The organism is Neglectibacter sp. X4, assembly GCF_009917365.1.
Taxonomy (GTDB): domain Bacteria; phylum Bacillota; class Clostridia; order Oscillospirales; family Acutalibacteraceae; genus Acutalibacter.
The window spans coordinates 74260-90472 of sequence record NZ_QWLE01000010.1 but is presented as its reverse complement, the minus strand read 5'-3'; the positions used below and the strand labels follow the sequence as shown (position 1 = coordinate 90472).

Sequence of the window (16213 nt, the reverse complement as noted above, 5' to 3'; positions counted from 1 at the left end):
CACATGGAAAATCTGACGGGCATATCAGCGCCCGTCAGACCGTTACCTTGTGTAGTCCCTTGTAAACTGTACTTTATCTCATTGTCAGTAATACGGATATGATTTTCCATAACAGTCATTTCGCCATTCTCGTCTGATACAACGCCTGTACTCGCCCTTAGATAAAAAGCAGCTCCTAAAGCTCCTCGGATGTCACTCGCTAACTTCTCGGATGCGGTAAGGAGCGAAAAACAGGACATGAGAAAGGTCGAAATGACCATAATGAGCAGAAAGATACTGATGGCATTTCCTTTTTTGCGGAGCAGATACAGACCTGCCCGCTTTTTATAATCCATTTAGGCAACATCTCCTTTCTGCTGACAATCATATCTTTTTTTGATTAGTTTTTGATTAGTTTTTGGTTAGCATTTGGTATGCGTTTCACTCGTTTTTAGAGATGCAAAGGAGCCGCCAGATAACTGACGGCTTCTTTAGAAGATGGCTTAATTTAATTTCAGATAGAACGCAACACCCTTGTCGGTATTCGTGATTTTGTATTCCATTCCGTGTAGGTCAAGAATAGTCTTTACAATGTATAAACCCAGACCGCTTCCGCCTGTGGCTTTGCTGCGGGATTTGTCCGCCCTATAAAACGGCGTAAACATATTTTCCAAATTATCCTCGTCTAAAAATACGCCTGTATTTTCTACAACCAAAATGTGCGTATCCGTGTCATAATCTGCATAAACCTTAGCATCTGCTTTAGAGTGACGGATGGCGTTGCCAATGATGTTGGATAACGCCTTACCGAATAGATTGCGATTGACTGACACACTTATATCTTCGGAGATATTCTGAAAAATAGCAATGTCTTTTTCAGTCGCCAAAGGCTGCAACTCTATAACTACTTTACTTACCATATCAGCTAAAGAAAGTGTTTCCAAAGAGCTGCCGATGTTCATTGTTTCCATTTTGGTAATAGATAGTATCTCTTTCACTAAGTATTCAATGTCCTCGGCGGATTTTAGTGCCTGCGGCAGATATTTGTCGTGGTTCTGGTAATCTCCAAAACCTAATATCATATTCTCAAGCTGACCTTTCAAAATAGTCAACGGTGTTTTCAGCTCGTGGGAAACAGCAGCAAAGAAATTCCTATGCTGTTCCTCCAACCTTTGAAATTTCTTAACATCTTTGGTTAGCTGCTGATTTGCCGTTTCCAATTCTTCCATTGTACTTTGCAGCCTTGCCGCCATTGTATTCAGACTGGAAGAAAGTACGCCGATTTCGTCCCCTCTGTCTGTATCACATCTCCAAGTCATATCAAGCTTGGTCATTCGCTTGGAAATCTGACTGATTTTTGCAATCGGTACAACAATCACTCGGCTGCAAATCAAAGCACTTAGGGCAGATAGAAGCAGAATGACCGTCAATACTAACGGAATAAAGCGGAGCAGCAGACTGAACAGTTCACTTGCCGTTTTGGAAAGAGAAATAACAGAAAGCGTATAGCTTGCTTTATCTTCTGCAAAGGTCACATCAGTTGTATAGGTCTGTGCCGTTGACAGGTCATCAGCAATGGTTTCAAAGTCCCCGAAAGTAACGCTGTTCTTTTCGTTTCCTAACATCGCCACGGCGTTGTTCTCAATGCAGAAATTTGTAATCAGCGTCGTCCCTTCCTCATAGCTTTTGTTTTCCAGAGCAGAGAACAACGCTCCCGCATTGGTTTCAAATTGTTTGCTGCCTGTGAGCTGATAACTTTGTGGCACGAATATAAGGACAATGCCGTATATCAAAATGCTACACAAGGTCAATGCGGTAAAGACCCACAGGAACACTTTTGCACTTAGTGAGTTACTGATTTTCTTTCGCAATTTTGTATCCCACCCCTCTGACAGTTTCTATGTAATCCACGCCTAACTTTTTTCGCAAATTCATAATGTGGAAGTTGACACTTTTTTCCTCGCCGATAAATTCATATCCCCACACAAGGTTGAGCAGCTCATCTCTTGTGAATACTCGTCCTTGATTTTTAAGGAACAAGAGTAAAATATCAAACTCGGATTGCGTAAGAATGACCTCTGCACCTGCTACAAGAACTTGCCTTTGCTTGGCACTTATCTGAAGTTCTTTGTATCGAATGGTGTCTGTATCCATATCCGCTGTTTCCGTTCTTCTAAATAATGCTTCCACACGCTTTAGTACCAATTTAATCGAAAATGGCTTCGTAATATAGTCATCTGCCAACAAATCAAACCCCTTTATCTGGTCGTCCTCTGTATCAAGGGCAGTCAAAAGGATAATAGGAGTCTGGGCTTCTTGTCGTATCATTTCGCAAACAGCATATCCATTGATTTTCGGCAGCATAATATCCAAAAGGACAAGATCTATGTGGTGGGAATGAAAAGCATTGATACCCTCCAGACCATCCGAAGCGGTTACAACTTCATAACCGCAGGTTCTAAGCGGCTCGGCTAAGATGTTTTGTATTGCGATTTCATCTTCAATAATCAGTATTGTCTTTGGCATATCTTAAACCTCCAATCTGATTATACTAAGGCTTGGTTAGTTTTTGATTAGTTTTTCTGATTTTCTTCGCTTATCAGCAGGCTTTTTGGCATCTTTAGGAATCAGCCATACTCGATTAATATTCAAAACACCCTCAATACGATTTTCTTTGCATAACCGTTGCACCCATCTAAGTGATACATTCCACTTTTCAGCGACTTCCTGTGCCGTCATATATTCAAACATAACTGACCTCCTAAAATCGTACTGTATTTATTATAGAACGTTTAAACGAACTATATCAAGTGTGCGAATTTGAATTTTTCGTGATTTCTATGTACCAGCCGCCTTTTCAGGCGGCTACTTTTAATACTGCGGCACACCATACCCGTAAATCTGATAATGTCCCACAGAATATTGATTCACACGGCAGCTATCGCCGGAATTGCCTTCTACGGTATAGACTGTTCCGTTTTCGACTTTTTCCACAATTCCCACATGATCGGTTTCACCGTCACCTTCCCAATCAAAGAAAATAATCATGCCGGGAACTGGTTCGGCAGATCCGTCCTGCCATTGTCCTCTGTCCTTAAACCATTGTGCGCCATTGACGCAGCCTGCAAATTTGGGTATAACCCCAGTATCAATATACCCGCACTCGTTAGCGCACCACGACACAAAACAAGCGCACCATTCCACACGGGAGTTAAAGCCGTACCAACTCCAGTACGGTTCTCCACCCATATTACCGACCTGAGATGAATTTCTCTGCGGTCATTCCGTTGTATTTGATAAAGCCGAGAGCCGCAAACGGGGCGGCTCCCAAAATGCACATCCACGATACGGTTTCCGTGCCGACATAGGGTTTCAGCAGGAAATATAATCCTACTGCCACCGCACAGGCACAGACAGAAAAAATGAACTGCCTGAGAGACAGTCCGAAAAACATCGCTTCCGTGTAATTTCTGATTTCACGGTTAATTTTTACTTCCATGAAAAGCTCCTTTCTATTGGCATAAAAAAATCGCCACCCTTTTCAGATGACGATTCGTTTCTTTTGAGTTGTATTTAGTTGTCGCTCGGCTCTCCGAACAGGATTTGCATAAAGTTTCTCCGTCCGTAAAGCACACGGATAATATTTACTGTCTGATTTTCGATTCGGTAGAACGCCGTATAATTGCCGCAGACCAAAAATCGGTAGTCCGTTTCAAAGTCCACGATAGAGGAAAGTGGAGCGCCGATTTCAGGAAAGTCAGAAAGCTGCCGGATTCTCTTTGTAATCTTGGCAAGCGTAGCTACTGCCGCCTGCTCATTGCAAAGCTCCTCTGTGATATATGCTTTTGTCTGCTGTAAGTCTGTGATTGCTTCCGGTGAAAATTTTATCTCAGCCATTGGCAATACCTAACATTTTCTCAACATCGGCAATATCCGTCCAGCCTTTTTCCTTTGCGGACTGTTCTCCTTTGGAAAGCTCGCCCATCAGCTTAATCACAGCCTTTGTTTTTTCGTATTCCTCCATATCGACAATGGCATATCTGCCCCTGCCGTTTTTTGTCAGGAATACAGGCTCTCCAACCGCAATGTCCCGCAGTACCTCCGTATAGTTTCTCAAATCAGACACAGGCTTTATATTTGGCATAACATTCGCTCCTTTCAAATCTGCTGTAATTATTATACCCTAATTCATCGTAAAATGCAACAGCGTCTCTAAAATTTGCAAAAATGTCACAATCAAAGCCCCATCATCTCACGGATAATCCTGTCGCTCATTTTCACGCTGCCGACAAGCACAAGCATATTAAAGAGCAGCTCTCCGATATATGCCCACACCTGTGTTACCGCCACAGCATCAGGATTGACAACGGGCGGCGAAGCGGCAAAGAGTGAAAAGATGATACACGCCAAAACAATGACAGCGCCCTCCAAGCAGACAATACAGCATTTTTCTCGGCTTCAAGTCGGGCATCATAGTCCGCATTGATTTCCTGCACAGCAGTCTGCATCGTCATACCTGTGCCTGAGTCCTCTCCCGAAAAGAAGATTCCGAAAATAGAGCTTGCCACAAGTCCCACCAGACAGATAATCACAATCACGATGACAGCCACCCATCCACCGGCTGCAATGGCAGTTATCAGCGCTTTCGTCGCCGCAATGATTGCTTTTATCGCTGCAATCGTCACCTTGATAGCAGCTTTCAGCCCCTCGGCAGCAGCCTTTGCCGCAGCTTTTGCAGCCTGAGCCGCTTTCTGGGCAGACTTGGCGGCTACCTTAGCCTCCCGCTCCGTTGCTTTCGCAGCTTCCTTCGTAGTCTTGACCGTTGTTTTCGCTGTCCGCTCTGCGGTCTTGACGGATTTCTTAGCCGTTTTTGCGGTAGCTCGCTGGGTTGTCTTGATAGACTTCTTACCGGCTGACCTGACGGATTCTTTCACCCGCCTGCTGTATTCGCTGTCATTAAGATACAGATGATATTTTGCTTCTTTCATTTACTCCACCTCCGTAGACTGATATATTTGCTTTCTCCATTCCTGAAACCGCTTTCTGATAATAGCTGCGTCCTTCTCATCATCGGAAGCTATAAAGATATGTACGCTCTGATAGGCTTTCTTTATTTTACGGATATATTCAATTTCTCCCTCGTTTGCCTTGTAGGGAATCTTCAGAAGTTTTATGCCCTGCTTACGGCATATATAGGCTTTCAGCCGTTCCTTTTCCTCTGATAAGTTTTTCGATTCAATCGCCAGTCCCTCATTTACAATGTAGGTTTCAAGAGGGAGTCCGATTTCCGTATCCGTATTAAGACGCACTTGCAATCCCTTTTTCCCGGCATAATAGCTTACCGCTAACTGTGGAAATACGCTGCGATATTCCTGCTCACATATCGGACAGCCCTTTTCTTCTACGGTACGCTCATAAATCTTTGCTTTCCACGAATGACCGAGAGAGCATTTCCACCATACGCTTTTCATTGAATTTCTTGAAACCGCAGCAGGAGTAATGTCTTTGTTTTTCTCATAGTCCCATTCATCAAGCAGATGTGCGTCTGTTGTCTCTAAATCATTATAGCCGGGAAGCACAGCACGATCAGCGCATACCGGGCAGACTGTTCCTTTTATCCGGGCATAGACAACCGATTTCCATTCGTGACCGCAAGTCTCACATTTCCACCATAGATTTTTACGGGATTTTTCATTTATCATATCCGGTGTAAGCGGAAGATTGCGGTCTGACCATTCCTCTGCAAGCTGCGGCTGGGTAGTCGCAAAATCATTAAAGCCTTTCAGCAGGATTATTCCGCTGCAATAGGGACATTTGCTGCCGCCGGAACGGGTGGAAATAAGCGTGTGCCATTCATGTCCCTTGCTGCATTTCCACCATACTTTCCGATTCGCAAACGGAGTAACCATTCATAATCAATCCTCGACCTCCTTTGCAATTACATTGTATTGGGAATCAAAGAAAACTTGTAGTTTGCGACCGGATACATCGTACAACACAAAAAAGACCTTGAAAGGTGTTGTCCTCTCAAGGTCTTAAATACAAAATTATGCGATTTTTTCATCTCTGCACAAATCTACGCACCATTTGATGTAAGTTTGATGTAAAGATGTAGGGCTTCTCGATTTTTCGTGTCCGCAAACCCGCATAAACACTGGGTTTTTAATCCTTGTTGTTCGGTAATGACTTCATTGTCGGGATTTCCGGGGGAGGAATGATACCCCCTGATTTATCCTGCTTTTCCCTGACTTTGTTTATCCAAATCGGCTTCATTGTTCTGCATAACCTTTCATAAATCATCGTATTCTGATTTGGTTTGTCGTAAAATCTGTCGTAAAAATCCGGGGGTGTTTACATTGTCCAGCAATGAAGCACATCTCGGTTATGACTGCAACACACACGCCGTACCGTCTGATTTCTTGTATAGTATAGCATATTTTTTCACAAAAATCAAGGAGCCTGCCTACTGCGGCAAGCTCCTTCTGTTTATCTTATCTTGATTTTTCCTTCAAGCCCAGCAAAGGATTCCATTTTCTTTTCCTTGGTCGCTTCATTATATATGTCCATCGTCGTTGTAATATCGGCGTGTCCCATAATCTCCTGAATGACTTTCAGATTCGTCTCATTCTCACAGAAGCGAGTGCAAAAAGTATGGCGGAGATTATGGCAGCTAAAGTGCGGAAGCAATTCCGGTTTTCTTCTCTCTCTTTTTGCCGTCTGTTCCTCCTGCGTGTTATACGCTTTAATAATACGGTCAAGCACCCTGTTTACGCCGTGTGGGGATAAGACCGTATTATATCGGGATTTGAATATAAACCCGGAATACCCGTCGATTACGCTCTCGTTAAAACCGTCCTCAATCTGCTGCTTATATTCCGTTTTCAATGCGTCCTTTACATCTGCAAGCATAGGGATAATCCGTTCTCCCGCTTTCGTCTTTGGCGTAGTAACTGCATAATGGCAAGGCTCGTCTGTAAATTTGCGGTAAATCAATGTATGGTTTACGCTAATAATATTCTGCTCAAAATCGCAGTCCTCCCAGCGCAAGCCAAGAATTTCACCTATGCGACAGCCCGTTCCCAACATTGTCGTTATTAGCGGAAGCCAATGGCTATATTGGTGAGACTGAGCCGTAAAATTTACAAATAACTCCTGCTGCCGTTCTGTAAGTGCGTGGCGTTTTGGCTTTTCCCAAGCGTGGCTCTTCTTGATTTCCGCCATTACGCCATCGGAAGGATTGAGCCGGATATGACAGTTCAATTAACAGTTGCACCAAACGGTGCTAAAGCCAACTTCACAAACTTAAAACATTGACGACCGAAGGGAATACCGATAATCGTACAACACAGCAATACCCCATTGAGCAAAGAGGACAACGCCAAAGGAATACCGCTCAAAATTATCCAAAATATATTAGCAACCATAGACACGGGACTTCCACCATATTTGATTTCCTTTCCGAATGGAAAAAATGCAAGGGCGGCAAATTTGAAACATTGGCGTCCGATTGGAATTCCGATAATCGTAATACTCCACAATATACCCGCAACGCTCCAAAAGAATCCTTGCCATAAACCGCAGCATAAAAACCATATTATGTTTCCTAAACAGCTCATTCCTTTTCCTTTCCTATAACATAGCTCTGATTTTATCGAGAAACTCACAATCTGTTTTTTCGCAAAAAGTTATACCGTACAAATCCGCTTTTTTTGAAAGTTGATTGAAGTCGTAAGCAGACATAAGCATAAATGGAACAGAAATATTCCTTTCTTTGCAAGAATGCAGTAAATCTAAGCCTGTTCCATCCCGCATATTATAATCAGAACAAATCAGATCAACAGAAGTCGTTTCCAGCTTTTTCAATGCGTCATTAACGCCGTCTGCTTCCAAAACCTCAAATTCATTTTTCAAAGTTTCCGATAAGGCATATCTGATTGTTTCGTCGTCATCTACAAGTAAAATTCGTTTCAGAATAAAACCTCGCTTTCTACTGAATCATAGTTTTTTTTTGCATTTATCACACCAACTAACAATCCGATCCATAATTCTATAAATACAATAAATAAGTATTACAAAAATGCCTGTGGGTATCAGTAATATCCCTATAAGGATACCGCCGATACCCATTACGGCATATGCTACAAATTTTCTGTACTTCTTAGTTTTCCGCATCTTTGACCGTCAGTTCAAGGCTTCCGCTGAAATTTTCACCTTTGAGAACAATATAATTATCGCCGGATGAAATGGTGTACTCTTTCGTATCTTCTGAATTGACATTCGCAACCGAATATTCATCGTTACCTGCAATCCAATTCAATTCTGCACTGCCATCCTCTATGGTAAGCTTATAGGTTACTTGCAGATGATTACCGTTTTCACGATCCAAAGCCGTTCCGCCAAAGATAAATTCTTTTCCATTAAACCCATCATAGGTAGCAGTATAAGTCCCCGTGTATTCGTCTACGCCTTTTGTCTTTTCACCCTGCAAATCTTTTTCTTTTGTCAATGCGTATTTGCTGAAAGACTGAATCCAACTATCCCAACCGTCGATAAGATTATCTTTTAGGCTGCCTTTGTCATGATTGGAACTACAACCCACAAAAGAAACAGTAAAGCATAAAACTAAAAACAGGGAAATAAATACTTTTGCTCTTTTCATGGTCCGCACGACCTCCTTACATAATTTTCGGCAAAACCATCATTCCAAATACAGCGACACCCGCAACGGCGTAAAGGCTGTTTACAACCAAGCAGACTTTCATCAAATTATTTTGAGCTTTTGCCTTAACATAAGAAATGATTGTAAACACACCGCTGAAAATCATAAACGCTGCATAGCAGGAAATCATAATTTCAGCAACGGGCGATTCTAACGCCCAATCGAAAGTCCGAAGCGGTAAGATTGTCCACGGTACAAAAAGCATAATTGTGCTGATAACGGTTAAAATCTTGTTTTTCATAATAATTATCTCCTTTCAGCCTGCCCGAACCGGGTGCAGGAAATGCCTAAACATAAGATTGTTATAACAATGGCAACAGGTATCCACGGTATTAGTTCAACTTGTGCTGTATCGAGATTTGTTGCAAGTTTTCCATATTCTGCCGTTATCGCAAAGAACGGATACGACATCGGATAAGCAAACCACGCTTTTGTGTTGATCATCAATACAGAGGGCACAATCGAAGCCAATCCGATACCGATAGAAAAAATCGGCGTCTGAATACATACCGACAAAAGCCAGAAAAATGCAAGCATTGGAATTGCCGCAGCAAATATCAAGCCTGCCTCCTTAAAAACAAACAACGGCTGCAAAATGAAATTATAGTTCTGCGTACTGGAAGCTATTGCTGCGCCTACATAATACATACCGACTGCCATACCGATTTGAAGAACTGCCAGCGCAAGTAGAACAATGAACTTTGCCATACAGAGTTTCGCTGTGCTGATCGGTAAGGCAAGCATTTTCAAAATCCCTTTATTCGTCCGTTCGGTTTGGCTTAAAAGAACTGTCCCGACTACCATACTTGCGGGGAACATAAACCAAGCCATTCCCATAAAGCCCTGAATAAAGAAATTGTTTTCCGGCGAGATTCCCTCTGCCTGCATATCAAAATTCATTTGAGCATTCAAAATGGACGGTATCCATAAGATAACTGTCGCAACAAAGAGAATCAGTAGTATCTTCGAGCGTTTGATTTTCTTAAATTCCACGCCAACAAGTGATAAAAAGCTCATTCAAACGACCTCCTCACCTTTATAAATATAAGCTCTGCAAAGGCAAGAACTACAAGCTCTGCGGCTACCGCATAGATATAATGCATGGACTGTGTTACATCGCTACTCGTAAATACCTGAAAAGGTATTGCAAAGGGGAAAAGCGAAAGGGCAAAGTTCGTTGTCGGTAACATAGTTGCGGTAAACACGCATACTACGCCGATCCCAAGAGATACCCACATATTCTTGCAGGCTTCCGCAATAAGAAGTGACAGAATAATGCAGGGTAACATCAGCAAAAATGAATACCCGAAGTATTTGCACAGTTCACCGAAAAAACCATTTCCGATTTCAAACCAATGATAGGTACAAAATGTGACTGCACCTGCTTCTATTACAAGCACAAAAAGGCTCATAAAGATTGTCAAAACTGTTTTGCCTAAGAAAATGGAACTTTCTCTAATGGGCAAAGAGTTCATTTTTTGCATGGCATTGTCAGCGTATTCAGTATGATATAAAAGACAAGCTCCGGCTACAACGAGCAGCACATTCAGCATTGTCATCATCTGCCAATTTGCGTCAAGCAAAATTTGTATTGGGTTTCCCGGCAGATTAAGATACATTTCCGAACGGACAGCCATATTGATAACAGGAACAACTGCGGCTAAAATACCACCGCCGAAAAACGCCGGTAAAAAGCCAGTTCGTTTTGCTTTTTTACATTCCAAAGAAACGCTCATCGTACCCCACCTCTTTGTCCGTTGTCAGCGTCTATCAGGGCAAGAAATGTATCTTCCAGATTATCCGTAGGATAGCCCTGTGACGCTGCGCTGAATTTAAGCTGGTCGAGCGTTCCCTCAAATAACAAATGACCGTGATTCAATATACCTATGGTATCAGCCATCAGTTCAATTTCGGACAGCAAATGGGACGATACCAAAACAGTACAATTAAACTTCTCAGGTAAAGAACGAATCAGCGTCCTGATTTCGTGGATACCGACTGGATCAAGTCCGTTTGTCGGCTCGTCTAAAATCAGAATCGGCGGCTTTCCGATCAAAGCGCTTGCAAGACCTAACCTTTGTTTCATTCCAAGCGAATATTTTTTGGCAAGTCGTTTCTTATACTGCGTCAGCCCCACAATTTCAAGAGCTTCCGCTACGGAGGATTTGGGAAGTCCCAATATTTTACGGATAATTTCGAGATTTTCTTCACCGCTTAGGTTTCCGTAAAAAGCGGGAGCTTCAATAAACGAGCCTATTTCTTTCAGAATTTGCACCCTGTTATCGGGATACTTTTTTCCGTCAATCGTAAACGAGCCGCTTGTCGGTTTGGTAAGCCCCAAAAACATTTTCATAGTAGTGGACTTTCCGGCGCCGTTCGGACCGAGAAAGCCATAGACAGCACCTTTCGGAATATGCAGGTCGATACCCGAAACCGCCGTAAAATCTGCATATGATTTCGTTAAATTTTTTGTTTCAATGATATTCATTGTGTTTGCTCCTTTCTTATCATCGCAAGTACATTGTAACTGCTCGACCTTGTGCTAACCTTCTCGTGTCCTTACATTTACCTTACATTTCATCGCATATTAGAAAATGACACATTTCTATGGTATAATAAACAATAGGGACATATACAGAAATGCGGAGGCACTTTAACATGATTGAAACAGAAAGCCTTATTTTAGATAAAGCAAAGTTTTCTGACTGGGTAGAAATGTACCGCAATGTCTGGTCACAGCCGGAAAGTGCAAGATATATGGAGTGGACTATTACCACCAGCGAAGAAGCCGCTAAAATAAGAATCGTAAAAACGATTGCATTTCAAAAAGAGCATGACACCTATTTGATTTATGAAAAATCAAGCGGTAAAGCGATTGGGTTTGCCGGCGTAGAGAAAATCGAACCTTACATATATCAGGAAGCCGGAATATGTTTGGGACGGGATTATGTGGGAAGAGGATTTGGCAAACAGATTCTTCAAGGTTTGATTCAATATTGCAGAGAACAATTTGATGCCAAAGAGTTTATCTATTCGGCAAGAGATGAAAACATAGCTTCTAATCGATTGGCAAAATCATTTGGCTTTTCAATCATTTCTTCGGAAGCTAAAATAGATGTTAAAGACGGTCATCGTTATAATCTCCTGCAATATAGCCTAAAACTGTAATTTTCCTGCTTTTAGAGCGATAAACGATAATTTGAAATGGAGAAAAATAGATGATTGAATGTCTTATTTGTAAGATAGCTTCTCTCGAAGAAATGAACATAAAATGGGAGTATGAAATTGCCCAAAGCGGAAAAGACAAAGAAAATTGGATTGTTTGGAAGAAACAGAACATAGAAAAATATAAACAGGGCTATATCATTCCTTACTATGGGATACTTGAGGAAACCATTATTTGCGAAGCAACTGCGATGCTTCACCCCAAGGTTGTGCAAAACAGCACTGGTTTAGTTGGCGATCATACAGTATACTTGTCTGCATTCCGAACGATTGACAAATTTCAGGGAAAAGGGTATTTTTCAAAATTATTTCATTTTATGATTGACGATTTGCGGCATAAGGGATTTACGAAAGCTACCCTTGGCGTAGAGCCTGCCGACGAGAAGAACAAAGATATATATATCCACTATGGATTTAACGAATATATTAAATCCGGTAAGGAATATTACCCGGATGGGACGGTAATTGATGTAGAATATTACGGGAAAACACTTGAATGAAGGAACAATATAACAGACCTGAAAGGAGGCAGACCTATGGATTTTGATTACCTGAAACAAAAACGCATTTTGCTGGTCGATGATGAGCAGGAGCTTTTGGATATGGTCGTGTCTATCTTAAACGAGGACGGATTTCAAAATATCAAAACGGCAAAAACGGTAGTTGAAGCGGTTACGGTTTCTGAAACCTATCAGCCTGAACTTGCGATTCTTGATGTAATGCTCCCTGATGGAAATGGGTTTAATCTGATGGAACGGCTGAAAAAAACGGCTGATTATCCGGTGCTGTTCTTAACTGCCCGCGGCGAAGATGACGATAAATTCCGTGGCTTTGGACTTGGTGCAGACGATTATATGGTAAAGCCGTTTTTGCCAAAAGAGCTTTTGTTCCGTGTGAGTGCCATTCTTCGCAGGAGTTACAAAGCTGAAAATCCCCTTGTGAAACTGCGTGACAGCGAAATCGACTTTGAGCGTGCAGAGGTCATAAAGAACGGAGAACATCTTGCGCTTACGGCAAAGGAACACGACATACTCGCAGCTTTATATCGGAACGCCGGGAGAATTGTTACGATCGACGCACTGTGTGAAGCAGCTTGGGGTGATAATCCTTTCGGCTATGAAAATTCTCTGATGGCACATATCCGCCGTATCCGGGAAAAAATTGAAGCAAATCCCTCCCAGCCTGTTTCTTTAATGACGGTTAAGGGACTTGGATACAAACTTATTGTGGAGGGCAAATAGTATGAAAAGCGTGCCAAAACTAATCCGGCGCTTTGTCGGTATTATGCTCTTGTCCTCGGTGCTGCTCATTATTCTAAACTTCACTCTATTGGTGATATATACGCTAAATCAATCGCCAAACGGTTCTCCATGGACAACTGCACAAGAGGTTGCAGATAATCTGTCACAGGACAGTAATGGATATGTTTTGACCGAAGAAGCAGCGAGTGAACTTCAAAATACGAATGCATGGGCAATTTTTATTGATAACGCAACAATGAAAGTTGTATGGCAGACGGATAATCTTCCCGAAACTGTACCTATGTCATATACCGTTTCAGATATAGCGAGCCTTACCCGTGGCTATATTGACGGGTATCCCACATTTACAGGAGAGGCAGAAAACGGGCTTGTGGTTCTCGGTTATCCGAAAGACAGTTTTTGGAAACATATGTGGCCGAGTTGGGATTATAATTTAATCGCCAACTTGCCTAAAACAGTTCTTTCTGTTTTAGCAATCAATATAACCTTAATTTTTATAATCTATGTAATTGCCAATTCTAAGCTGTTAAAATCCGTGAAACCGATAGTCAGCGGAATACAGGCTTTGTCTACGAACGAAGAAGTCCATCTCCGAGAAAAAGGACTTTTATCCGAGCTTGCGGTAAACATTAACAAGACCTCAGATATTTTGCAAACGCAAAGCAGACAGCTCCGAAAAAAAGAAACCGCAAGAGCAAATTGGATTGCAGGGGTATCTCACGATATACGCACACCGCTATCAATGGTAATGGGGTATGCCGGACAGTTAGAAAGCGATATGCAGCTATCAGAAGATAACCGCAAAAAAGCCACGGTTATTGTACGGCAAAGTGAGAGAATGAGAAACCTGATTAACGACTTGAATCTTGCCTCCAAATTGGAATATAATATGCAGCCAATTAACCCTAAAAAGCAAAATCTAATTGCTGTTATCCGTCAGGTAGTGGTCGATTTCATCAATATGAATATTGATGAAAAGTACACGATCGTATGGGAAACGGACGAAACCTTAACCTCCTGCCCTGTATGTATAGATAAAGACTTAATTAAACGAGCAGTAAGCAATCTCATTCAAAACAGCATAAATCATAACGAGCAAGGCTGTCGTATCTTTGTTCGTGTTATAGCTGAAGATAATATTTGTACTGTCGTTGTTGCCGATGACGGTATCGGTGCTACGGATGAACAAATTGGAAAACTCAATCATTCTCCGCATTATATGGTTTGCGACGAAAACACCTCTGAACAACGGCACGGCTTAGGCTTGCTCATTGTCAAACAAATCGTATTTGCACACAGCGGAAAAATGTTGATAAAGCATAGTGAATACGGTGGCTTTGAAGTTGACCTAAGTTTGCCGATGGCTATGTAAAATAAAAGAGGAAACAGAGAAATTGTCCTTTGTTTCCTCTTTTTTAGGCTAATACTGTGGCGCACCATAGCCGAGTATCTGATAATGTCCCACAGAATACTGATTGATTCGACAGCTATCGCCGGAATTACCCTCCACGGTGTAAACGATACCGTTCTCGATTTTCTCAACGATACCCACATGATCGGATTCTCCGTCGCTGTCCCAATCAAAGAAAATAATCATACCGGGAACAGGTTCGGCAGATCCGTCAAGCCATTGTCCTCTGTCCTTAAACCATTGAACGCCGTTGACACAGCCTGCAAATTTCGGGATAACCCCAGTATCAATATATCCGCACTCATTAGCACACCAGCTCACGAAACAAGCGCACCACTCTACACGGGAGTTAAAGCCGTACCACGACCAATAAGGCTCACCGCCGACATTGCCGACCTGAGAGAGTGCAACGGTTACAATCTCTCCATCTCCGCCCGTAATTCCGTAAAGTACCTGTGACCAAAGGGAATTATTCTCATCTCTCAGCAATTCAGCAAGCACATCTTTCCACACGGCTCGGCTTCCGCTCATTTCAAGCACATCATAGGTCACAGCGTCTTTTTCAGCTTGCAGCTTGGTATCATACTCTGTGTTGATTTCCTGTACCACCGTCTGCATACTCATACCTGTTCCGCTGTCCTCGCCTGAAAAGAATATCCCGAACACAGAGCCAAGCAATAACCCGATCAGGCAACTCGACTTGTTTACTGATTATGCCGCTTTGGAACAGCAAAGAGCGGCTGAAAAAGAAGAACAGGAACGAGAGTTGAAGATTCAAAAAGCACTCATAGGCATCAGAGACAAGTTCGGGAAAAACGCCATTATAAAAGGGCTGAATATGCACGAAGGGGCAACCGCTATGGAGCGCAACAAGCAGATTGGCGGTCACAAGGCGTAAGAAAGGTGTGATACATTATGAGTGATGGTAGAACGGAATATGGAGACATCATAGACCATGAGCATCATGTGTCACAAAAGCGCCCTCAGATGTCTCGACTCAATCGAGCAGCACAGTTCTCACCTTTTGCAGCCCTCACCGGTTATGACAGTCTTGTTGCTGAATCGGCAAGAGTAACCGACACAAGAAAAGACCTGACAGAAGATGAGATTGAAGCGCTAAACGCTAAACTCAATCTGTTGCAAAACAATTTGAGCAAACACCCTGTTGTGACAATTCTGCATTTTGTAGAGGACGGGAAAAAAGCTGGCGGCTCTTATATCGAGACCAAAGGAGTCATTAGAAAAATACAACCGTATGAGCGTATTCTCATCATGGAGTCTGGTGCTGAGATACCTCTTGACGATATAGTTGACTTATCCGGCAGACTTTTTTGCAGTCTTGACTTTTCGGAGGGAGAGACGGTAAGCCATGATTGAAAATCCAAAGGAAGTTTTCGATTCCATAGTGGAATCCATCAAAGAGGCTGGCTACGATCCATACAGTCAACTGTGCGGATATTTGCAGGACGGAGACCCCTCCTAAATCACCCGCAAGGGTAACGCAAGACAGCTCATATCGAGTTTGGATCAGGCTTTTCTGAAAGACCTTATCCGCACACTTAGAAGTTGAAATACAAAGAGCCAACATGAGGGTCAACTCCCCATGTTGGCTCTTCT

General features: G+C 42.4%; 23 protein-coding genes and 4 pseudogenes. 7 read left to right on the top strand and 20 right to left on the bottom strand.

From position 1 onward, the window contains the following. The 19 genes and pseudogenes from D1841_RS06650 to D1841_RS06560 form a co-directional block, all read right to left on the bottom strand. The coding region (locus D1841_RS06650) for a hypothetical protein (protein WP_347563953.1) at window positions 1–335 on the bottom strand (335 nt) is incomplete at its 3' end. Between the two features lie 147 nt (window positions 336–482). Further along, window positions 483–1850 carry a HAMP domain-containing sensor histidine kinase gene (locus tag D1841_RS06645; protein WP_160641741.1) on the bottom strand — a complete coding sequence of 456 codons (1368 nt, stop codon included), beginning with the start codon at window positions 1848–1850 and terminating at the stop codon, window positions 483–485. Then, window positions 1831–2505 carry a response regulator transcription factor gene (locus D1841_RS06640; protein WP_160641740.1) on the bottom strand — a complete coding sequence of 225 codons (675 nt, stop codon included), beginning with the start codon at window positions 2503–2505 and terminating at the stop codon, window positions 1831–1833. Before D1841_RS06640 ends, D1841_RS06645 begins: the two co-directional genes overlap by 20 nt. A 36-nt stretch (window positions 2506–2541) precedes the next feature. Continuing rightward, a complete protein-coding gene (locus D1841_RS06635; protein ID WP_160641739.1) occupies window positions 2542–2730 on the bottom strand; it encodes a helix-turn-helix domain-containing protein in 189 nt (62 codons plus the stop codon). 120 nt (window positions 2731–2850) lie between these two features. Continuing rightward, a pseudogene (locus D1841_RS06630) lies at window positions 2851–3243 on the bottom strand (CHAP domain-containing protein); the annotation flags it as partial. Continuing rightward, a pseudogene (locus D1841_RS06625) lies at window positions 3242–3478 on the bottom strand (PrgI family protein); the annotation flags it as partial. The pseudogenes D1841_RS06630 and D1841_RS06625, both read right to left, overlap by 2 nt. Before the next feature lie 74 nt (window positions 3479–3552). Then, window positions 3553–3876 carry a type II toxin-antitoxin system RelE/ParE family toxin gene (locus D1841_RS06620; protein ID WP_160641738.1) on the bottom strand — a complete coding sequence of 108 codons (324 nt, stop codon included), beginning with the start codon at window positions 3874–3876 and terminating at the stop codon, window positions 3553–3555. Next, the gene (locus D1841_RS06615; RefSeq protein WP_160641737.1) at window positions 3869–4123 is read right to left on the bottom strand and encodes a type II toxin-antitoxin system Phd/YefM family antitoxin; all 255 of its coding nucleotides are present in this window, start codon (window positions 4121–4123) and stop codon (window positions 3869–3871) included. The genes D1841_RS06620 and D1841_RS06615 overlap by 8 nt, the downstream gene beginning before the upstream one ends. Window positions 4124–4215: 92 nt before the next feature. Then, window positions 4216–4416: pseudogene (locus D1841_RS06610) on the bottom strand (hypothetical protein); the annotation flags it as partial. After that, the gene (locus D1841_RS06605) at window positions 4320–4967 is read right to left on the bottom strand and encodes a hypothetical protein (protein WP_160641736.1); all 648 of its coding nucleotides are present in this window, start codon (window positions 4965–4967) and stop codon (window positions 4320–4322) included. The gene D1841_RS06605 and the pseudogene D1841_RS06610, both read right to left, overlap by 97 nt. Beyond that, window positions 4968–5888 carry a zinc-ribbon domain-containing protein gene (locus D1841_RS06600; protein WP_160641735.1) on the bottom strand — a complete coding sequence of 307 codons (921 nt, stop codon included), beginning with the start codon at window positions 5886–5888 and terminating at the stop codon, window positions 4968–4970. 577 nt (window positions 5889–6465) lie between these two features. Beyond that, the gene (locus D1841_RS06595; RefSeq protein WP_160641734.1) at window positions 6466–7200 is read right to left on the bottom strand and encodes a site-specific integrase; all 735 of its coding nucleotides are present in this window, start codon (window positions 7198–7200) and stop codon (window positions 6466–6468) included. A 35-nt stretch (window positions 7201–7235) separates the two neighbouring features. After that, window positions 7236–7595: a YccF domain-containing protein gene (locus D1841_RS06590; protein WP_160641733.1), complete on the bottom strand. Its 360-nt coding sequence runs from the start codon at window positions 7593–7595 to the stop codon at window positions 7236–7238. A 13-nt stretch (window positions 7596–7608) separates the two neighbouring features. After that, complete coding sequence (locus D1841_RS06585; RefSeq protein WP_371721530.1) at window positions 7609–7941, bottom strand: response regulator; 333 nt, start codon at window positions 7939–7941, stop codon at window positions 7609–7611. Window positions 7942–8137: 196 nt separating this feature from the next. Then, entirely contained in the window at window positions 8138–8638 is a 501-nt protein-coding gene (locus D1841_RS06580; protein ID WP_160641732.1) for a hypothetical protein, read from the bottom strand. Window positions 8639–8654: 16 nt separating this feature from the next. After that, entirely contained in the window at window positions 8655–8939 is a 285-nt protein-coding gene (locus D1841_RS06575) for a hypothetical protein (RefSeq protein WP_160641731.1), read from the bottom strand. Between the two features lie 5 nt (window positions 8940–8944). After that, window positions 8945–9715, bottom strand: a complete 771-nt coding sequence (locus tag D1841_RS06570) for an ABC transporter permease (RefSeq protein ID WP_160641730.1) — start codon at window positions 9713–9715, stop codon at window positions 8945–8947. Next, complete coding sequence (locus tag D1841_RS06565; protein ID WP_160641729.1) at window positions 9712–10434, bottom strand: ABC transporter permease; 723 nt, start codon at window positions 10432–10434, stop codon at window positions 9712–9714. Before D1841_RS06565 ends, D1841_RS06570 begins: the two co-directional genes overlap by 4 nt. After that, window positions 10431–11186: an ABC transporter ATP-binding protein gene (locus tag D1841_RS06560; protein WP_160641728.1), complete on the bottom strand. Its 756-nt coding sequence runs from the start codon at window positions 11184–11186 to the stop codon at window positions 10431–10433. Before D1841_RS06560 ends, D1841_RS06565 begins: the two co-directional genes overlap by 4 nt. 170 nt (window positions 11187–11356) lie before the next feature. Here D1841_RS06560 and D1841_RS06555 point away from each other — a divergent pair, with 170 nt between their 5' ends. Genes D1841_RS06555 through D1841_RS06540 form a run of 4 tightly spaced genes read left to right on the top strand, consistent with a single transcriptional unit; the run spans window position 11357 to window position 14557 of the window. Then, the gene (locus D1841_RS06555; protein ID WP_160641727.1) at window positions 11357–11866 is read left to right on the top strand and encodes a GNAT family N-acetyltransferase; all 510 of its coding nucleotides are present in this window, start codon (window positions 11357–11359) and stop codon (window positions 11864–11866) included. Between the two features lie 50 nt (window positions 11867–11916). Next, window positions 11917–12423: an N-acetyltransferase gene (locus D1841_RS06550; RefSeq protein WP_160641726.1), complete on the top strand. Its 507-nt coding sequence runs from the start codon at window positions 11917–11919 to the stop codon at window positions 12421–12423. A 36-nt stretch (window positions 12424–12459) separates the two neighbouring features. Beyond that, window positions 12460–13164: a response regulator transcription factor gene (locus tag D1841_RS06545; protein ID WP_160641725.1), complete on the top strand. Its 705-nt coding sequence runs from the start codon at window positions 12460–12462 to the stop codon at window positions 13162–13164. Window position 13165: 1 nt separating this feature from the next. Beyond that, window positions 13166–14557, top strand: a complete 1392-nt coding sequence (locus tag D1841_RS06540; protein ID WP_160641724.1) for a sensor histidine kinase KdpD — start codon at window positions 13166–13168, stop codon at window positions 14555–14557. A 48-nt stretch (window positions 14558–14605) separates the two neighbouring features. On the opposite strand, the pseudogene D1841_RS06535 reads toward D1841_RS06540, so the two are convergent. Beyond that, a pseudogene (locus D1841_RS06535) lies at window positions 14606–15289 on the bottom strand (CHAP domain-containing protein); the annotation flags it as partial. 7 nt (window positions 15290–15296) lie between these two features. Between D1841_RS06535 and D1841_RS06530 the strand changes: the two are divergent. Genes D1841_RS06530 through D1841_RS06520 form a run of 3 tightly spaced genes read left to right on the top strand, consistent with a single transcriptional unit; the run spans window position 15297 to window position 16079 of the window. Then, window positions 15297–15494 carry a hypothetical protein gene (locus D1841_RS06530; RefSeq protein ID WP_160641722.1) on the top strand — a complete coding sequence of 66 codons (198 nt, stop codon included), beginning with the start codon at window positions 15297–15299 and terminating at the stop codon, window positions 15492–15494. A 17-nt stretch (window positions 15495–15511) separates the two neighbouring features. Continuing rightward, window positions 15512–15973: a YolD-like family protein gene (locus tag D1841_RS06525; protein WP_160579297.1), complete on the top strand. Its 462-nt coding sequence runs from the start codon at window positions 15512–15514 to the stop codon at window positions 15971–15973. Further along, complete coding sequence (locus D1841_RS06520) at window positions 15966–16079, top strand: IreB family regulatory phosphoprotein (RefSeq protein WP_160579296.1); 114 nt, start codon at window positions 15966–15968, stop codon at window positions 16077–16079. The genes D1841_RS06525 and D1841_RS06520 overlap by 8 nt, the downstream gene beginning before the upstream one ends. Window positions 16080–16213 lie beyond the last annotated feature (134 nt).